The 17,083-nt window shown below is 62.3% G+C and carries 12 protein-coding genes and 1 pseudogene; 10 read left to right on the top strand and 3 right to left on the bottom strand.

Going from position 1 to position 17,083, the window contains the following annotated elements; genetic code table 11:
• Positions 1-16 precede the first annotated feature (16 nt).
• The 3 genes from NKJ12_RS10270 (at position 17) to NKJ12_RS10260 (ending at position 3,913) form a co-directional block, all read left to right on the top strand.
• A complete protein-coding gene (locus NKJ12_RS10270) occupies positions 17-1,096 on the top strand; it encodes a glycosyltransferase (RefSeq protein ID WP_352479830.1) in 1,080 nt (359 codons plus the stop codon).
• Between the two features lie 187 nt (positions 1,097-1,283).
• Positions 1,284-2,453, top strand: coding sequence for a glycosyltransferase (locus NKJ12_RS10265; RefSeq protein WP_352506978.1), 1,170 nt, complete (start codon positions 1,284-1,286; stop codon positions 2,451-2,453).
• Complete coding sequence (locus NKJ12_RS10260) at positions 2,450-3,913, top strand: lipopolysaccharide biosynthesis protein (RefSeq protein ID WP_352702487.1); 1,464 nt, start codon at positions 2,450-2,452, stop codon at positions 3,911-3,913. The genes NKJ12_RS10265 and NKJ12_RS10260 overlap by 4 nt, the downstream gene beginning before the upstream one ends.
• 222 nt (positions 3,914-4,135) lie before the next feature.
• On the opposite strand, the pseudogene NKJ12_RS10255 reads toward NKJ12_RS10260, so the two are convergent.
• Positions 4,136-5,188: pseudogene (locus tag NKJ12_RS10255) on the bottom strand (polysaccharide pyruvyl transferase family protein); the annotation flags it as partial.
• 302 nt (positions 5,189-5,490) lie between these two features.
• Here NKJ12_RS10255 and NKJ12_RS10250 point away from each other — a divergent pair.
• From NKJ12_RS10250 to NKJ12_RS10225, 6 genes are all read left to right on the top strand, one after another.
• Complete coding sequence (locus tag NKJ12_RS10250) at positions 5,491-6,663, top strand: glycosyltransferase family protein (RefSeq protein WP_352702485.1); 1,173 nt, start codon at positions 5,491-5,493, stop codon at positions 6,661-6,663.
• Between the two features lie 11 nt (positions 6,664-6,674).
• Complete coding sequence (locus tag NKJ12_RS10245) at positions 6,675-7,667, top strand: glycosyltransferase family 2 protein (RefSeq protein ID WP_352649784.1); 993 nt, start codon at positions 6,675-6,677, stop codon at positions 7,665-7,667.
• The gene (locus NKJ12_RS10240; RefSeq protein ID WP_352649815.1) at positions 7,667-8,617 is read left to right on the top strand and encodes a glycosyltransferase family 2 protein; all 951 of its coding nucleotides are present in this window, start codon (positions 7,667-7,669) and stop codon (positions 8,615-8,617) included. Before NKJ12_RS10245 ends, NKJ12_RS10240 begins: the two co-directional genes overlap by 1 nt.
• Positions 8,607-9,557, top strand: a complete 951-nt coding sequence (locus tag NKJ12_RS10235) for a glycosyltransferase family 2 protein (protein WP_352702483.1) — start codon at positions 8,607-8,609, stop codon at positions 9,555-9,557. Before NKJ12_RS10240 ends, NKJ12_RS10235 begins: the two co-directional genes overlap by 11 nt.
• Before the next feature lie 70 nt (positions 9,558-9,627).
• Positions 9,628-10,524: a UTP--glucose-1-phosphate uridylyltransferase gene (locus NKJ12_RS10230; protein WP_352649782.1), complete on the top strand. Its 897-nt coding sequence runs from the start codon at positions 9,628-9,630 to the stop codon at positions 10,522-10,524.
• A gap of 149 nt (positions 10,525-10,673) precedes the next feature.
• On the top strand, positions 10,674-13,094 hold the full coding sequence (locus NKJ12_RS10225; RefSeq protein ID WP_352702481.1) for a polysaccharide biosynthesis tyrosine autokinase: 2,421 nt from the start codon (positions 10,674-10,676) through the stop codon (positions 13,092-13,094).
• 15 nt (positions 13,095-13,109) lie between these two features.
• Here NKJ12_RS10225 and NKJ12_RS10220 read toward each other — a convergent pair whose 3' ends face one another.
• Positions 13,110-13,874, bottom strand: a complete 765-nt coding sequence (locus NKJ12_RS10220) for a metallophosphoesterase family protein (RefSeq protein ID WP_352702478.1) — start codon at positions 13,872-13,874, stop codon at positions 13,110-13,112.
• A 129-nt stretch (positions 13,875-14,003) separates the two neighbouring features.
• On the bottom strand, positions 14,004-15,911 hold the full coding sequence (locus NKJ12_RS10215; protein WP_352702476.1) for a propionyl-CoA synthetase: 1,908 nt from the start codon (positions 15,909-15,911) through the stop codon (positions 14,004-14,006).
• Between the two features lie 172 nt (positions 15,912-16,083).
• On the opposite strand from NKJ12_RS10215, the gene NKJ12_RS10210 reads away from it, so the two are divergent.
• On the top strand, positions 16,084-16,881 hold the full coding sequence (locus NKJ12_RS10210) for a DUF2259 domain-containing protein (protein WP_352702474.1): 798 nt from the start codon (positions 16,084-16,086) through the stop codon (positions 16,879-16,881).
• Positions 16,882-17,083 lie beyond the last annotated feature (202 nt).

Raw genomic sequence — 17,083 nt, 5'->3', positions numbered from 1 at the left:
GCAAGGAGCCAGGTCCATGAAAGTTCTGTTTGCAGGCGGCAACGGCTACACACCGCAGTTCAGCGGTGGCGTTCAGTCGAGCACGCACCATCTGGTCGAGCAGCTGCGCGAGCACGGTCATGACGCCTCGGTGCTGGCGGCGCTGTTCGGTGACGGCATGTTCGGTTTCAAGGCGCGCGCCAAGATGAAGCTCCTTCGCCAGCGCGCGGTCATCGACAGCTATCCCGGCTATCCTGTCGTGCGGGCGTGGTTTCCCTGGGAGGCGGCCCGCTTCGCCGTCGAACGGCTCGATCCCGATGTCGCCGTCGTGCAGTGCCACAAATCGGTGCCGATCGGAAAGGCGCTGCAGGCGCTCGGCGTGCCGCTGGTGGTCTATCTGCGGAACGTCGAATTCCACGAATTGGCCGGCGACCTGCGCGAATTGCATTCGGCGCTTTATATCGCCAACTCCGAATTCACGGCGCGCACCTATAAGGAAAAGTTCGGCATCGACTCGACCGTAATCCCGCCGACCATCAATCCCGGGCTCTACAGCACGCCGACCACCGGCGAATTCGTCACGCTGATCAATCCTTACAATGAAAAAGGGTTCGAACTCGCCGTGCGCATCGCCGGCCAATGCCCCGAAATCCCGTTCCTGTTCGTCGAAAGCTGGAAGCTCGACGACGACCACCGGGCGCAGATCGAACGGATCATCGCGCCGCTACGCAACGTCAGGCTGGAAAGCCGCACCAGCGACATGAAGACCGTCTATGGCCGCACCAAGATCCTGCTGGCGCCCAGCAAATGGGAAGAAGCTTGGGGGCGGGTGGCATCCGAGGCCCATTGCAGCGGCATTCCAGTCGTCGGATCCCGCCGCGGCGGCCTGCCGGAAGCGATTGGCGCCGGCGGCGTTGTGCTCGACTATGACGCACCGCTCGACGACTGGGTCGCCGCGGTCAGGCGACTATGGAGCGACAAGGCCGAGTACGATCGGCTGTCGGCGGCGGCGCAGCTGTTTTCGGAGCGGCCGCAAATGAACCCCGACAGTCAGTTCACGACCTTCCTCGGCGTTCTCGACAACGCCAGGCAAGGCGCGCTGGAGCGTGCCGCCTGATGCATTTCGTCCAAAATCGTTTATGTCGCCCAACAGCCCGCTTTTGCGCCTGACCGGGGTGTGAGCGGCTTTGGGACAACAACATGCACAACACCAGACGCTTGAAGCGCCTCGCACGGCGGCGACGGGCGTCAGCCCTCATCCGCGCGAGCAGATCGCCGACCGGCCTCGAAAGATCGTCCATTCGATGAAGATTTGCTTCGTAGTTGATAAGTTCCCCTCTTTGTCGGAGACCTTCGTCCTTGACCAGATAGAAGGGTGCCTCGAGCGCGGCATGCAAGTCGGCGTCGTCTGCAACGAGACGTCCTTCGGCAAGGACAGCAACATCGACGATCGCCGCTGGCAGGCTCTCCCTGGCAAGGTCGTCTGCTGGTGGGGCGGGCTGGGGCGCTTTCGCCCGACGCTCAGGAAATGGTCGGGCAGGTTCTGGGATAAGCTCTCGACCGCCGTCGACATCGCTTTTGCGCGCAAATTGCAGAACGCCGATGTGATCGTCGCGCATTTCGGCAATAACGGCATGCGCGTCGCCCGCGCCATGAAACGAGGCCGGATTTCCGCTCCTTTGGTGACCATATTCCACGGCCGCGATGTCGGCGAACCGCTGCATGACAACACACTCACGCGCTACAAGGTTGTCTTCGACAAGGGTGTTCTCCAGCTCCCGGTGAACGCGTTTTTCCGCGACGCCCTGATCGGCGTCGGCGCACCCCCGGCGCAAGTCATGGTTCACCATATGGGCGTGCGGCCCGGTGAGATCGGCTACCATTGGCGTTCCTGGGAACGGGACACACTGTCCTTCATCTCGGTCTGCCGGCTGACCGAAAAGAAGGGCATCGAATTCGCCCTTCGGGCGCTCGCCAGCCTGCCGCGGCGCGACTGGGTCTATTCGGTGATTGGCGGCGGCGAATTGCTGCAAGAGTTGAAGAACCTCGCCGCAAATCTCGGCATTGCCGACCGGGTGACTTTCCTCGGGCCGCGTCCGCACGCCGAGGTCAAGCAGCGCCTGCGCGATGCCCACGTATTCCTGTTGCCGAGCGTTACCGCGCGAGACGGCGATCTCGAGGGTATTCCGGTGGCGTTGATGGAGGCTATGGCCGCCGGGCTGATCGTCGTCAGCACCTATCACTCGGGCATTCCCGAACTGATCGAAGATCAGGAGACGGGCTTCCTCGCACCGGAGCGAGACGTTGCGGCGTTGGCCCGCAAGCTTGTCTGGGTGGCCGAAAACCCGGACAAATGCGAGCGCATCGCACGTGCGGCGCGCCGTAAGATCGAGCAGGATTTCAACGCGGACGTGCTCAACGAACGTTTTGCGCAGATCGTTGCCCAGCTGGCCGAAGCCGGGCGCCCGGCATGAACGCCAACCCGCCCCCCCAGTTCGGTCGTGTCGCCCTGCGCGGCGGCGTGGTGACGATCGGCGCGCAAGGCTTCAAGATGGCGATCCAGTTTCTCTCCGTCATCGTGCTTGCGCGTCTGCTCGTGCCCGAGGATTTCGGCCTGGTGGCTTCTGTCGGGCCGATCGTGGCCTTTGTCGGACTGCTTCAAAACCTTGGCCTGCAGCAGGCTGTGGTCCAGCGCAAGGATATCAGCACGGAGCAGCTCAACCAGGTATTCTGGATCAGTGCGTTGGTCGGGCTGGGCAGTGCCGTGATGGTGGCATGCCTGGCGCCCGCCATCGCCGCCTTCTACGGCGATCAACGCATGGTCGGGATCACCATCGGCTCTGCCTTGCCGCTGCTGCTTGGCAGCCTCGCCGCGGTGCCGCTGGCGCTGATGAACCGTCACTTGCGCTTTGGCCAGCTCGCGCTGAACGACATGATAACCGCTGCTGCCGGACTTGCGACTACAGCAGCCGCGGCCTATGCGGGGCTGGGCTACTGGTCGCTGGTCATCGGCCCGGCGGTATCGGCTGTTGTCGCGCTGGCCGCGGCATGGCAGGTGGCGCGCTGGACGCCGTCGCGGCCGGACCTGAAGGTCGATACCGACATATTGTCCTTCGGCGCCAATCTGACCGGCTTCAATCTGGCCAACTTCTTCTCGCGCAATCTCGACAACATCCTGATCGGAAAATATTCGGGCGCGATCGAGCTCGGCTATTATGACCGCGCCTATAAGCTCCTGCTGTTCCCGCTGCAGAACATCAACCAGCCGCTGACACGCGTGATGGTGCCGCTGCTGAGCCGCATCCATGAGGACAAGGCGCGGTTTCGCGACATCTATGTGCGAACCAACTGGATGCTGGCGGCCGTCACCATGCCCGGCATCGCGGCGCTGACGCTAACGTCGGACCAGGTCGTCGGGCTTCTCTTCGGCGAGCGCTGGGCGGCGGTGGCGCCGATTTTCGCCTGGCTGGGCATCGCCAGCCTGATCCAGTCCGTCTCGAGCACCACGGGATGGATCTTCATCTGCCAGGGCAAGACCAAGACCATGTTCCACTGGGGCATCTACTCGTCGCTGACGACGGTCGCCGCCTTCATCATCGGATTGCACTGGGGGGCCGTCGGTGTCGCGGCGGCCTATGCAATCAGCGGCTATGTGCTGCGCGTCCCGGTGCTTGCCGTCCTGGTCCACCGGGTCGGCCCGGTGACCGCAGCCGACTTCCTGATCATGCAGGGGCTTTTCATCGTATCGTCGCTGCTTGCCTGGTCCGTGTACCGCGAGTTGCCGGCATCGCTGACCGGCCAATCAGACCTGCTCGCGGTGGTCCTGGCGGTTGCCCTCAACTATTCGATCGGCCTGATCCTCATGCTTGTCCTTCGCCAGTCGCGCAGCGCCCTGTTCACCACGCTTTCCAGCGCCATGCGCAACGCCCGCTAGGCGAGCGATCACCGGCCTCAAAAGCTCACCTGCCGACATCGCCGACGCATGCTCCTCAAGCACTGCCTGAAGGCTCGTCCTGCGATAGAGGTCGAGATTGGCGGTAAGTCTGCCGAGCTTCTCGCTCGCTTCCTCGGGCGTCACCGTATCGATGTCGAGCAGCAGGTCGGCGACGCCGATCCGCTTGGCAAGCTCCTTGGTCTTGAATTCATAGGCGATCGGCAGCACCGGCGTGCCGACGCAGAGCGACATGATCATCATATGCATGCGTGTTGCGACGACAAAGTCGAAGCCTTTCACCAGGGCCATCAATTGCTCCGGCGTGTGGAACGAAGCGTCCACGCTGACATGCTTGGCGATCTCCGGATCGAGTTCGGCAACGATCGCCCTCGCCGTCTTGGAATCGTCATGGGCGTATTCCGGCACGCCCTGGCAGGTGGAGACGAAGGTGACCTCCTTGGCGTGGTCCCTGACCAGGATAGTCGCGATCTCGCGGATCGAGTCGATGTAGCGGCGCATGCCGCCCTCGCCGTCGCTGACATAGTTCCAGTGACGGACGGAAATGGCGACGCGGCCGGTGACGGTCGCCGACTGGCCGGAGGCCAGAATTTTTCCGATCCTGTCAGTGTCGGCCAGGGCAAAGACGGCGTCGGCCACGACGTGGCATTTGCCGGGGTTTTTCACCATGTCCACAATGTGGCCCCGCGAACGTTCGTCGCGCAGCAGGATGAGCGGGCTCCGGTCGAAGATCGGGCTCAACTCCTGGCGATTGTAACTTTTGTTGAACGGGCCGAGCGATTGTGTGAAGAAGACTGGGTCCTTGCCCAGAATCGCGTCGATCCTGAATTGATTGAGGCGCCGCTCCAGATTGTAGGTCTCGACGAGATAGGTTCCGCCTGTCGTGACCACGAGATCGGCGTCTTTGTAGATCTCGAGACCACGGCGATTGCTTGAGCTGAACAAACGCCCAACAACGCCGCGGATGCCGAACCGCCGCAGGGCATTGAGGACGAGCCGATTGTAGATCGGCTTGAACAGGTTCTTCAGCCCGCTGCCGTATTTGTAGCGGAACAGCGATTCCGACAGCAGCTTGTGGAATTCGAGGTCCGGATAGTCCTTCTTCGTGTAGAGCCTCGCCGCCACCTCCGGCTGGCTGTCGAAGACGTAGAACTGGATATCGTCCTGCACGATCGTCTTGAAAACATGGCGAATCGCCAGGAGAATCGCTGCATCCCCGGTATTCAGGCAGACGGTGTTTTCAACCGCGATCTTCATGGAATGACCTCATTTCGTGAGTAGTCCCGTGCTTCCATCGACGGGCGCGAAGGGGCGAATTGCAGGCGGGTTGGCCGAAAATGCTGCACGCCAAGGATGGTCCTCGCGTCGTGATTATTGGCGCGCAGTCCGATGGCAGGCCAACGCCCGGTCCATGCGGCCCAAGCAGAGCGAGATTAACCCATCGATTTTGCAGTGCAACAAAAAACGTGGATCTTTGCTACGCTGCAACCAAAAATGTTGCGATGCAGCAAGAGGTGTACTAGCATCGTCGCGGGCGGGCCAACAGCGGTCGAGTTTTCATGCTGCATGTCTTGTACTTGGTACACGACGTCTCCGACCCGGCAGTGCGCCGGCGGATCATAATGCTCAAGGCAGGCGGCGCCCAGGTTACGCTGGCGGGCTTTCGTCGTACGGCAAGCGCAGTTGCTGATGTCGAGGGCTTGCAGCCGATCGATCTCGGCCCGACTCGTGATGGCCGATTCGCCCAACGTCTGGCCGCGATCATGAAGGCGGTGGTCTCGACCGGCTCGAAGCTAGGCTCAATGCCACGGCCCGACCTCATTATCGCGCGCAATCTGGAAATGCTGGCGCTTGCCCGCCGCGCCAGGTCGGCTTTCCAGGCAACAGTGCCGATCGTCTACGAGTGCCTGGACATCCATCGCCTGCTGCTTCGCGACGATCCGCTGGGCTGGGCGATGCGCGGTGCAGAACGCTTCCTGGCCAGGGATGTGAAGCTTCTGGTGACCAGCTCTCCGGCCTTCATCGCTAACTATTTCAAGCCGTTCGGACAGGTTGCCGCTCCGGTCGAACTGCTCGAAAACAAGCATTTCGAGCCGGCCGCAGCTTCGCTGGATGACCGCATTACGGCGGAGAATCCCGTTGCGCCGCCGTGGCGGATCGGCTGGTTCGGTGCGCTCCGCTGCCGTCGCTCCCTGGAGCTTCTGGCCGAATTTTCGCGCCGCCTCGACGGCCGCTTTGAAATCGTCCTCAGAGGCCGGCCGGCGCTGTCCGAATTTCCCGATTTCCATGGTTTTGTTCGATCGGAACCCTGGCTGTCGTTTGGCGGGCCCTACCGCAATCCCGAGGATATGGCGGCGATCTACCACGAGGTTCACTTTTCCTGGGCCATAGACTTTTTTGAGCAGGGCCTGAACTCCGAATGGCTGCTGCCGAACCGGCTCTATGAAGGCTGCCGCTTCGGAGCTGTGCCGATTTCGATGGGAACCACCGAAACCGGCCGGTTCCTCGACCGGCAAGGCATCGGGGTTCTATTGTCAGAAGCCACGCCCGAGGCGCTCGAAGCCGCCGTCGGCACGATGGAGCAGCATCGGTTCGAGACATTGAGGGCGCGTGTTCTTGCCCGCAATCCGCGCACCTGGAGCCACGACCGCGCCGATTGCCGGGCGTTTGTCGAAAAGCTCCGCGGGCTGACTGCGGCTCCCGGTCCATATGCTGCCGAAGCATTGGCATAGAAGGACTGCCGATGACGCAAACCGACATTCCATCCTGCATGATCGTGGTTCCGTGCCTGAACGAAGCGGCCCATATCGGCGCATTGCTTCGAGAGCTTCGCCCTGCGGCCGAGAGGCTGGGCGCCGTGATCATCGTTGCCGATGGCGGCAGTACGGACGGCACCAGGACGATCGTCGCGGATATCGCCGCAAAAGATCAGCGGGTTACCCTGCTGCACAATGAAAAGCGCTTGCAGAGCGCGGCGATCAATCTCGCCGTCGCCAGATTCGGGGAAGGCGTCGACTATCTCATTCGCATCGATGCGCACGGCGGCTATCCCGCGGATTATTGCGACCGGCTGATCGAAGAAGCGCAGGCCACCGGCGCGGATTCGGTGGTCGTCTCGATGCTGACCAGTGGCAGCGGCATGGTTCAGAAAGCAGCGGCAGCGGCGCAGAATTCCAGGCTCGGCACCGGCGGCTCCAAGCACCGGCACCTTTCGGCGGGGGAATGGGTCGATCATGGCCACCATGCGCTGATGCGGATATCGGCCTTCACCGCGGTCGGCGGCTATGACGAGACGTTCAGCCACAATGAGGATGCCGAACTCGACTATCGGCTCCGCCAGGCCGGCTACCGCATCTGGATGACCGGCAAGACGCAGATGGTCTACTATCCGCGCTCCTCGCTGAAGGGCCTCTATTTTCAGTATCTCGGCTATGGCCGTGGTCGGGCGAAGAACGTTCTCAAGCACCGCATGATCCCGAAGATCCGGCAAATGGTGCCGCTTCTGGTGTTCCCCGTGGTTCTTCTCGCCGCCTTTTCCTTCGTCCACTGGCTGGCGGCCGTGCCGCTTTTGCTATGGGCGTCGATCTGCCTCGGCTACGGCTTTTGGACCGCCGTCAGCCAGCGCAAACCCGACATTGCGCTTGCCGGGGTCTCGGCAATGGTTATGCATTTCGGCTGGTCGGTCGGTTTCTGGCTGCAACTGCTCGCACCGCGACCGCAGCGCGAGGTAGCGTGATGGAGCCGGTCAGGAAAAATCGAAGCATCGATATCTGCATCTGCACATTTCGCCGGCCGGAGCTTGCCGACACGCTTCGCTCCATAGCGGCCATGGATATGCCCGTGGGATTCGACGTCGGTGTCATCATTGCGGACAACGACGATACGCCGACGGCCGAAACGCTGGTCGCCAGGCTGGCGGGGGAGTTGAAGCTGCCGGTAACCTACCGGCACGCCCCGGCCCGCAACATTTCGATCGCGCGGAACGCTTGCCTCGATGCCAGTGCGAAGGATTTCGTCGCCTTTATCGACGACGACGAGACGGCCACCGCCGGCTGGCTTGCCGAACTGGTGGCTACGGCGGAAGCAACTGGTGCTGCGGCCGTTCTCGGGCCGGTGCAAGCCCGTTACCGGGCGGATGCGCCCGCCTGGATGCGCAAGGGTGATTTCCACTCGACCCTACCGGTCTGGGTCCGCGGCGAGATCCGCACCGGCTATACCTGCAACGTCCTGCTCAGGATTGGGGCTGAGAGCCTGCGCGGCCGGCGCTTCAGCCTGGCACGTGGCCAGACCGGTGGCGAAGATACGGAATTCTTCGACCAGATGGTCAAGGCCGGCGGCCGCATCGCCTTTTCGCCGGACGCTTGGGTCGACGAAGCGGTGCCACCTGCCAGGGCGGCATTCGACTGGCTCGGCCGCCGCCGGTTCCGCGTCGGGCAGACGCACGGTCATCTTCTGGGGCGCAATGTACACGGCCTTGCCCGGCTCAAGCAGGTCGGCATTGCCGCGGCAAAGGCCGCCTACAGTTTCCTGTCGGCAATTCCGGTCGCCATCGACCCCGTGCGCCGGAACCGCAGCCTGCTTCGCGGCATTATGCATGTCGGCGTCGTCAGCGGCCTCGTCGGGGTTCGTGAAATCCGCCAATACGGCCTGTCTTCGCCGCAGCAAGGGGGCAAGCGTGCAGCCTGACGTGAGCTTCGTGATTGCCGCCTACAATGCCGAGGCGACCATCGATCGGGCGATCGCCAGCGCCATTGCCCAGCGCAATGTCAGCGTCGAGGTTATCGTCGTCGACGACAGGTCGGCCGACCGGACGCTCGATTTGGCGAGATCCTACCCCGAAGGCATCGTACGCGTGGTCGCGCTTGAGCAAAACCGTGGCCCCGGCGGCGCCAGGAACGCCGGCCTTGAACTTGCCCGCGGCAGGTGGGTCGCGGTCCTCGATTCCGACGACGCGGTCTATCCCGGGCGAATTTGCACCATGATCGAACGCGCGGAGAAGGCGGGCGCCGAGATCGCGGTCGATAATCTGCAGGTCGTTCGCGAGGATGGCGTTGCCGAAGAGACGATGTTCCCGGCCGACTATCTGGAAGGGCTCGGTGAAATCTCGCTGGCGGATTACATCGCCGGCAATGTGGTCTTCGAATCGAGATTCAATCTCGGCTATCTCAAGCCGATCTTCCAGCGCCGGTTCCTGAACGAAAACGGGCTGCGCTACGATGAAAGCTTGATCATCGGCGAAGACTATATCCTCCTGGCCAATGCTCTGGCCAAAGGCGGCAAATGCGTGGTCGAACCGACGACAGGCTATGTCTACCACATCCGCACCGGCTCCATTTCCCGGGTGCTGGAGCTTCATCACGTCGAGGCGATGCGCAGGGCCGATGCCATCTTCGCCGGAACCCATTCCATGGATGCTGCGGCCGCGGCGGCGTTTGCCAGGCGCGCTCGCAGCCTGCGGCGGGCGGCGTCATTCCTGTCGCTGGTTCAGCACATCAAGGCGCGGTCCCCGCTCAAGGCGATATGGACGGCGCTCAGCGATCCGGCGGCGGTTCGGCATATAAGCATGCCGATCGCCGTCCGGCTGCGAAGGGTAGCGGCACAGTTTGCCGTAGTGGCGGGGAGGTGAAGGGCTGCGGGCGAATGAAGATAGTTTTCGCCGCCTGCGACGGGCTGAAATCGATCAGAAGGAATATGCAATGAAAAAAGTCAGGAAGGCAGTCATACCGGTGGCAGGGCTTGGAACGCGGTTCCTGCCGGCGACCAAATCCATGCCGAAGGAAATGCTGCCGGTGGTCGACAGGCCTGTCGTGCAATATGCGGTGGATGAGGCGTTCGAGGCAGGCATCGAGCACATCGTCTTCGTTACCGGCCGCAACAAGGCGGTGATCGAGGACTATTTCGACCTGCATCCTGAACTGATCGGAACCCTGGAGCAGAGCGGCAAGAAGGCGCAGCTTGAAGCGCTCGAAAGCCTGCTTCCCGTCGCCGGCGCGACGAGTTTCATCCGCCAGCAGTCGCCGCAGGGCCTCGGCCATGCCGTGTGGTGCGCGCGCGAAGTCATCGGCGACGAGCCCTTTGCATTGCTTTTGCCGGACATGGTGTCCTTTGGCGGGCGCGGCTGTCTCGCCGAAGTCGCCGATCTTTATGCACAGACCGGCGCAAACGTCATCGCCGTCGAGCGTTGCGACCCGACCGAGACCAGCAAATACGGCATTGTCGGCCGCGGCGCGGATGTCGGCACTGGCTTCGAGGTGACGGCCATGGTCGAAAAGCCGGCTCCGGCCAACGCCCCGTCGAACTTTTACATCAACGGGCGCTACATCCTGCAGCCCGAGATATTCTCGCTGCTGGGCAGCCAGCAACGCGGCGCCGGCAACGAGATCCAGCTGACCGACGCGATGGTGCGCCTCGCACAGACGCAAGCCTTCTTCGCCCAGCCTTTCGACGGCCGCATGTTCGACTGCGGTTCGAAGGAGGGCTTTATCCAGGCCAATATCGCTTTCGCTCTGGCGCGGGAGGACATGAAGGGCCAGATCTTCGATATGCTGCAGGAATTCGTCCGGTCGCACCAGCGTCGGGAAGAAGCCGCATAATGTCCATTTTTTTGAGGCATTGTGGGTGCGGCTGATGACGCAGGACAGGCCGTTGCGCCGCGCGTAACGCGCACTGTCCGGCGCAAGGTTTGCACCCTATGTCCCGACCTTCGAGGCGGTAGCGCCTGCAAACTAGAATTGGACCGAAGATGAACTATGCCAATTTTCCTGTCGAGAAGAGGACGCCATTGCCGGCTTCGAGTGCGGCAAACGCCGAAGACTTCATCGACATCGAGCGCCTGCTTGGCATGGCCGCGCGGCAGGCGAAAGTGGTTGCCGCCTGTGCCGTCATCGGTCTCTTTCTCGGCGTGCTCTATTTGCAGACCACGCCTCCAACCTATGTGGCGACGAGCAGCGTGCTGATCGACGAAGGATTGAACAAGGTCGTCGACGACATTTCGGCGGCGTCGGTCAGCATGCAGACCGACTCCGCCGTTCTGAGCCAGATCGAAATTCTGCAGTCGGCCAGGCTGGCGGGGGTGGTCGTCGACAAGCTGAAGCTCGATCAGAACGACGCTTTCATGAACCCTCCGACGTCGGCTCTGTCGAAGGTCGCAGGCTTTGTACGCGGTATCATCCAGTCTGTCCGCCCCAAGCGCGCCGCTAGCACGACCGACGTCACTCAGCTTGATGCTGCGACGCGTGACGCGATCACCGCATCGTCGTCGCCCCGCGACTACGCAATCTTCAAACTGCAGAACCAACTCGACGCCGAGCGGATCGGCCGAAGCTTTGTCATCAGCATCTCCTTCCAGGCGACGGATCCGGCGCTTGCGACCGCCATCACCAAGGCCTATGCCGACGCCTATCTCGCCGACCAGCTCGATGCCAGCTTCGACGCGACCGAGCGGGCGGCGGTCTGGCTGCAAGGCCGGCTGACCGAGCTTCGTGAGAGCTCCCAGGCGGCCGCACTGGCGGTCGAAAAGTTCAGGGCCGAACATGGATTGGCTGTCAATGACGGCCAGCTGATCAGCGACAAGCAACTGTCCGATCTCAACACCCAGCTGATCGTCGCGCAGGCCGATACCGCACGTGCCGGCGCCCGCTATCAGCAGTACAAGTCGATCGTCGAAAGCGGCTCGGACAATGCGTTCAAGGACGCTGCGATATCGAACGACCAGCCGAGCAGCTCGGTCATCACGACGCTCAAGAACCGCTATCTCACCGTCGCCAAGCGGCAGCAGGATGTCGAAGCCAATTTCGGCCCGCAACATCCGCAGGCCGTCGCGCTCGCCAAGGAGAAGGCCGACATATCGGCGCAGATTTTCGGCGAGCTGAAGCAGCTCACCGAAAGCTACCGCAACGAATACGAGGTCGCTCTGGCGCGCGAGACCGCGCTCCGCGCAAATGTCGCCTTGGCGGCAGGCAAGAGCTCCATCGATAACCAGTCGCAGGTCAAGCTGCGTGAACTGGACCAGAAGGCGACGGCGCTCTCGACGCTCTATCAGACATTCCTGAACCGCTATGAGGAGGCTGCACAGCAGCAATCCTTCCCGGTCGGCAAGATCCGGGTCATCTCTGATGCGACGATGCCGCAGTCGGCCGCAACCCCGCGGACGGCCATCGTGCTGGGGCTTTCGCTGGCGCTTGGCATAATGATGGGGGCCGGGGTTGGCGGCCTGAATGAATTCAGGGAACGGTTCTTCAGGACCGGCGAGGATGTGCGCGACCGCGTCGGCCTCAAATTCCTCGGCTACCTGCCGGTCATCGGCAAGGCTGGGAAGGACGATCAGCGCGACGACGGTCAGCCCGACGTCAAGGCCGCCGAAACCAGGACCGCCAAGTCCTCCAAATCCCAGTCCTCCAAAACATTGTCGGCAGCCGAAAAACGTGCGCGCATGCGGGTAACCGTCGATGCACCGGCGTCAATGTTCTCCGAGACGCTGCGCAACGCCAAGATCGCCTTCGATGTCGTGATGGAAGGCCAGGGCAGCCGGGTCATTGGTGTGATCTCGGTGCTGCCCGGCGAAGGCAAGTCGACGGTTGCCGCCAATCTTGCCGGGCTGCTTGCGGCCAACGGATCGAAAACGCTGCTGATCGACGGTGACCTGCGCAACCCCGGCCTCAGCCGCAGCCTTGGCATGGAGGCCGAGCAAGGCCTGATGGAAGCGGTGGTGAGCGGGCGGACCTGGCAGTCGGTCGGCAAGATCGACCGGCAGACCAAGCTGGCGATCATCCCGGCCGTCCTGCGTGGCCATTTTTCGCACACCAGCGAGCTTCTGTCTTCGGCCGGCATGCGGCGCTTCATTGACAATGCCAAGGAAACTTTCGAATACATCATCGTCGATCTGCCGCCGCTCGGGCCAGTCGTCGACGCCAAGGCCTTCGCCCCGCTTGTCGACGGTTTCGTGCTGGTCGCCGAGTGGGGACGCACGCCGCGGGCAATGGTGCAGTCCGTGCTGAGCTCAGAACCCTATATCGCCAAGAAGATCGTCGGCGCGGTTCTGAACAAGGTCGAATTGAAGAAACTGGCCAAGTATGGCTCGATCGGCGGCTCCGAAAGATTCTTCGACAAATATTCGAGCTATTATCTGGAAAAATCGGAAGCGCGCACAAACGCGGCCGCCTGAGCGACGATATCGCGCTCAGGAAAATATCAGCCTGGCGCGTTTGTCGGCGATCCTGACTGCGGTCAGCCGGCCGCTTTGGAAGGCGCCCGTGTCGATGCCAAGCCGGCGTCCCTCGAGCTTCGGACACTCGACCGGCGTATGCCCGTGCACCACATAGCGGTCAAGAAGATGCGCGGCTTCGAAGAACTCCGAGCGGATGTTGAGCAGGTCGTCCTCGTCTTGTGCGGCGAGGTCGATGCCCGGCCTGATGCCGGCATGAACGAATACGAATTTCGCCGAACAGACCATGACCGGCAGCGCACGCATGAAACTGACGTGGTCGGCGGGAATGATCTCCCGAATGCGCCCGTCGACCTCCTCGTTTGAACCGTAGAGATCGGCCATGCGGTCCGGGTCGACGCCGTAGGAAAACAGCGTTTGCAGGCCGCCTATCGCCAGCCACGACTCTCTCGAAATGATCCCGTCGAGATAGTTCAGCATCACGACTTCGTGGTTACCGGCAAGGCAGATACGCTGGAAGCCTTGGAGTGGCGGCGCCAGCAGATGATCGAGCACGCGCGCCGACTGCGGGCCACGATCGACGTAGTCGCCAAGCATGATGATGAGCTTGCGCCCCTCGAAAGACGCAGAATCGAGCAGGATGTTCTGCTCCAGGGAGCGAAGCTCCTTATAGCAGCCATGCACGTCGCCGATCGCATAGACGACTGAGTCCCGGATATCGATCTCGAGCCGCTGGCGCGCCGCGGTCCGGGTGTTTCTCGATCGCTGGAACAAGGTCACGAATGGCGTCCCGTATGGCTGTGAATGCGCCTCGATCTCGAAACAACATGGCGACGCAGCGCCTGGATACCATGTCTGGCACCGGTCGTTCCATACCGGAGCTTCGAACGCAACTCGGCTTCGGCGTTCTTACAGGCCGATCCCGCGGCCCTTCAGTGCTGCGGTGATCTCGTCGAGGATGGCGGGGTCGTCGATCGTCGCCGGCATGGCCCATTCCTCCTTGTCGGCGATCTTCTGCATGGTGCCGCGCAGGATCTTGCCGGAGCGCGTCTTCGGCAGGCGCTTGATCGTCACTACCGTCTTGAAGGCTGCGACAGGGCCGATCCGTTCGCGCACCAGCGTGACCACCTCGCTCTCGATGATCCCTGCATCGCGGTCGACGCCCGCATTCAGCACGACGAAGCCGAGTGGAACCTGCCCCTTCATCGCATCGGCAATGCCGACGACGGCGCATTCGGCAACGTCGGGATGCGCGGCCAGCACCTCCTCCATGGCGCCGGTCGAGAGCCGGTGGCCGGCGACATTGATGATGTCGTCAGTGCGGGCCATGACATAAAGATAACCGTCCTCGTCCATCATGCCCGCATCCGCGGTCTTGTAGAAGCCGGGGAATTCCTCGAGATAGGCTTGGCGAAACCGCTCGTCGGCATTCCACAGCGTCGGCAGGCAGCCGGGGGGCAGCGGCAATTTCACCACGACATTGCCAAGCGTACCACGCTTGACCTCATGCCCGGCATCGTCGAGCACGCGGATGTCATAGCCGGGCATCGGCACGCCGGGCGAGCCGTATTTGACCGGCAGCAGGCCCAGTCCGGCGGGGTTGATGGTCATCGGCGAGCCGGTCTCGGTTTGCCACCAATGGTCGATCACGGGCACGTTCAATTTCTGCTCCGCCCATTTGATGGTTTCCGGATCGGCGCGCTCGCCGGCCAGGAACAAAGTACGGAATTTGGACAGGTCGTATTTCGGGACGAATTCGCCCTTCGGGTCCTGTCCTTTGATGGCGCGGAAGGCGGTTGGCGCGGTGAACAGCGCGACGACGCCGTGCTCGGCAATCACCCGCCAATAGGTGCCGGCATCGGGCGTGCCGACCGGCTTGCCCTCGAACAGCACGGTCGTGCAGCCATGCAGCAGCGGGCCGTAGACGATGTAGGAATGGCCGACCACCCAGCCGACGTCGGAAGCCGCCCAAAACACTTCGCCCGGCTTGACGCCGAACTCGTTTTCCATCGACCATTTCAGCGCGACCATATGGCCGCCATTGTCGCGCACGATGCCTTTCGGCTGGCCGGTCGTGCCCGACGTGTAGATGATGTAGAGCGGATCGGTGGCAAGCACCGGAACACAGTCGACATTGGCGCCGGCGGCCCGCTCACGCGCCACGGCGTCGGCATAGTCGATATCGTGATTTTCCCTGAACTCGCAGCGCAATTGGTCGCGCTGCAGGATGAGGCAGGCTTCGGGCTGGTGCCGCGACATCTCGATCGCTTTGTCAAGCAGCGGTTTATAGGCAACGACGCGCCCTGGCTCCACGCCGCAGGAAGCGGAGATGATCAGCTTCGGCTTGGCGTCGTCGATGCGGGTGGCGAGCTCATGCGAGGCAAAGCCGCCGAAGACCACCGAATGTACGGCGCCGATCCGCGCACAGGCAAGCATGGCGAAGGCTGCTTCCGGCACCATCGGCATGTAGATGATGACGCGATCGCTCTTTTGGATGCCACGATTCTTGAGCACCGACGTCAGCGCGACCACCTCGCGCTTCAACTCGGCATAGGTGAATTTTCTGATTGTGCCCGAAATCGCGCTGTCATGGATCAACGCGATCTGGTCGGCACGGCCGCCCGCCACGTGGCGGTCGACGGCATTGAAGCAGGTGTTGCAGGAAGCGCCGTTGAACCACCGGCCATAGACACCGGCATTGGCGTCGAACACGGTCTCGAAGGGCGAGAACCATTCGATAGCGCCCGCGGCATCGGCCCAGAACTTTTCCGGGTCGCGTTTCCAGCCGTCATAAACCTCGTGGTAGCGTGACGCCATCCAGCTTCCTCCCCAGGAATGTTGGCTGTCCTTGAAATAGCGTATGCTGGTTTGTGTAACCATGTATTTGTGCGTTTCGTTTGCCGTCGTTCTAATTCGGCCGCAAACGCAAGGCCGTCGTGGTCTGCGGGGCTGGTATCGGCCGCATTTTCGACATTGGGGGCAGGGCGCGATGAGATTGCGGTATGAGCTTGGGTTTGCCGCGGTTGCGACGCTGGCGGTGGGGCTCGCCTCAGCTGCTCAGGCCGGCGATGCGGCGGCACGGCGTATCATCGGCTTTTCGCCCGACGGCAACTATTTCGCCTTCGAGCAGTATGGCACGCTCGACGCTGGTGCTTCGGATTCGGGCTGGTCGGAGATCGACATCATCGACACCCGCACCGATCAGTTCGTCGGCGGCAAGCCGATCCTCATCGTCGACGAGACGGAGGATTCGACGCTGACACTTGCGCAGGCGAGGGCACAGGCCGCGGAGCAGGCGGCGCCCTTGCTGGCCAAATATTACATAGCGCCGCGTGGCGAACGGACTGGCTTCGACAAGTTCACCTTTCCCGAGGACATGGTCGCCTACAACGACATTGCGCGCCTCGAGCAGGTTTCGCAACAATGGCTTTCACCGACCTATGACGAGCTTGGCATCTCGACCATTCAGCTTGAGCAGATTCTTGCCGATAGCACGGCGGATTGTTCAGCGAGTTTCGACGGGGCGCAGCAGGGCGAGACGACCGGCAAGGCGCTCGGCTTTCGCCTGACGCTGCAGGGCCAGGACGGCCATCCGATCAAGGTGTTGCACGAGGACAAGACCGTACCCAGTTCGAGAAATTGCCCGACCTCCTATAGCCTGTCGGAATCCTACACCTTCGCCCCAGACGGCAAAGCGGGCGTGGTTGTCGTGCTCGTGCAGCGCTTCAGCCAGGGATTTGAAGGGCGTGACCGCCGTTTTCTCGCCGTGACAGGCCAGCTGCACTGAGGCAACGCGCTGAGAAGTAGTCCGCTACCCGAGTTGTTGTCCCTAAAGCGGGAGGGCAGCGAGCATAAGGCCGACCCCGCCGACGATCAGCAAGGCAGCTGCCAGCATCTTTCCATGGCGCTCGAAACCCGTCGGCGCCCGATCCCAATTGTAACGCATGCTCGAACTCCCCAAACCCGCAGATTCTTTATCTTACGCAGGG

The sequence above is a fragment of the Mesorhizobium sp. M0195 genome (genome assembly GCF_040322115.1).
Taxonomy (GTDB): domain Bacteria; phylum Pseudomonadota; class Alphaproteobacteria; order Rhizobiales; family Rhizobiaceae; genus Mesorhizobium.
The sequence above is the reverse complement of the archived record's forward strand: the minus strand, read 5'-3'. Positions and strand labels throughout refer to the sequence as shown.

Coding starts and splice junctions, on each gene's coding strand:
- NKJ12_RS10270 (WP_352479830.1), top strand. CDS start 17: ATGAAAGTTCTGTTTGCAGGCGGCAACGGCTACACACCGCAGTTCAGC.
- NKJ12_RS10265 (WP_352506978.1), top strand. CDS start 1,284: ATGAAGATTTGCTTCGTAGTTGATAAGTTCCCCTCTTTGTCGGAGACC.
- NKJ12_RS10260 (WP_352702487.1), top strand. CDS start 2,450: ATGAACGCCAACCCGCCCCCCCAGTTCGGTCGTGTCGCCCTGCGCGGC.
- NKJ12_RS10250 (WP_352702485.1), top strand. CDS start 5,491: ATGCTGCATGTCTTGTACTTGGTACACGACGTCTCCGACCCGGCAGTG.
- NKJ12_RS10245 (WP_352649784.1), top strand. CDS start 6,675: ATGACGCAAACCGACATTCCATCCTGCATGATCGTGGTTCCGTGCCTG.
- NKJ12_RS10240 (WP_352649815.1), top strand. CDS start 7,667: ATGGAGCCGGTCAGGAAAAATCGAAGCATCGATATCTGCATCTGCACA.
- NKJ12_RS10230 (WP_352649782.1), top strand. CDS start 9,628: ATGAAAAAAGTCAGGAAGGCAGTCATACCGGTGGCAGGGCTTGGAACG.
- NKJ12_RS10225 (WP_352702481.1), top strand. CDS start 10,674: ATGAACTATGCCAATTTTCCTGTCGAGAAGAGGACGCCATTGCCGGCT.
- NKJ12_RS10215 (WP_352702476.1), bottom strand. CDS start 15,911: ATGGCGTCACGCTACCACGAGGTTTATGACGGCTGGAAACGCGACCCG.
- NKJ12_RS10210 (WP_352702474.1), top strand. CDS start 16,084: ATGAGATTGCGGTATGAGCTTGGGTTTGCCGCGGTTGCGACGCTGGCG.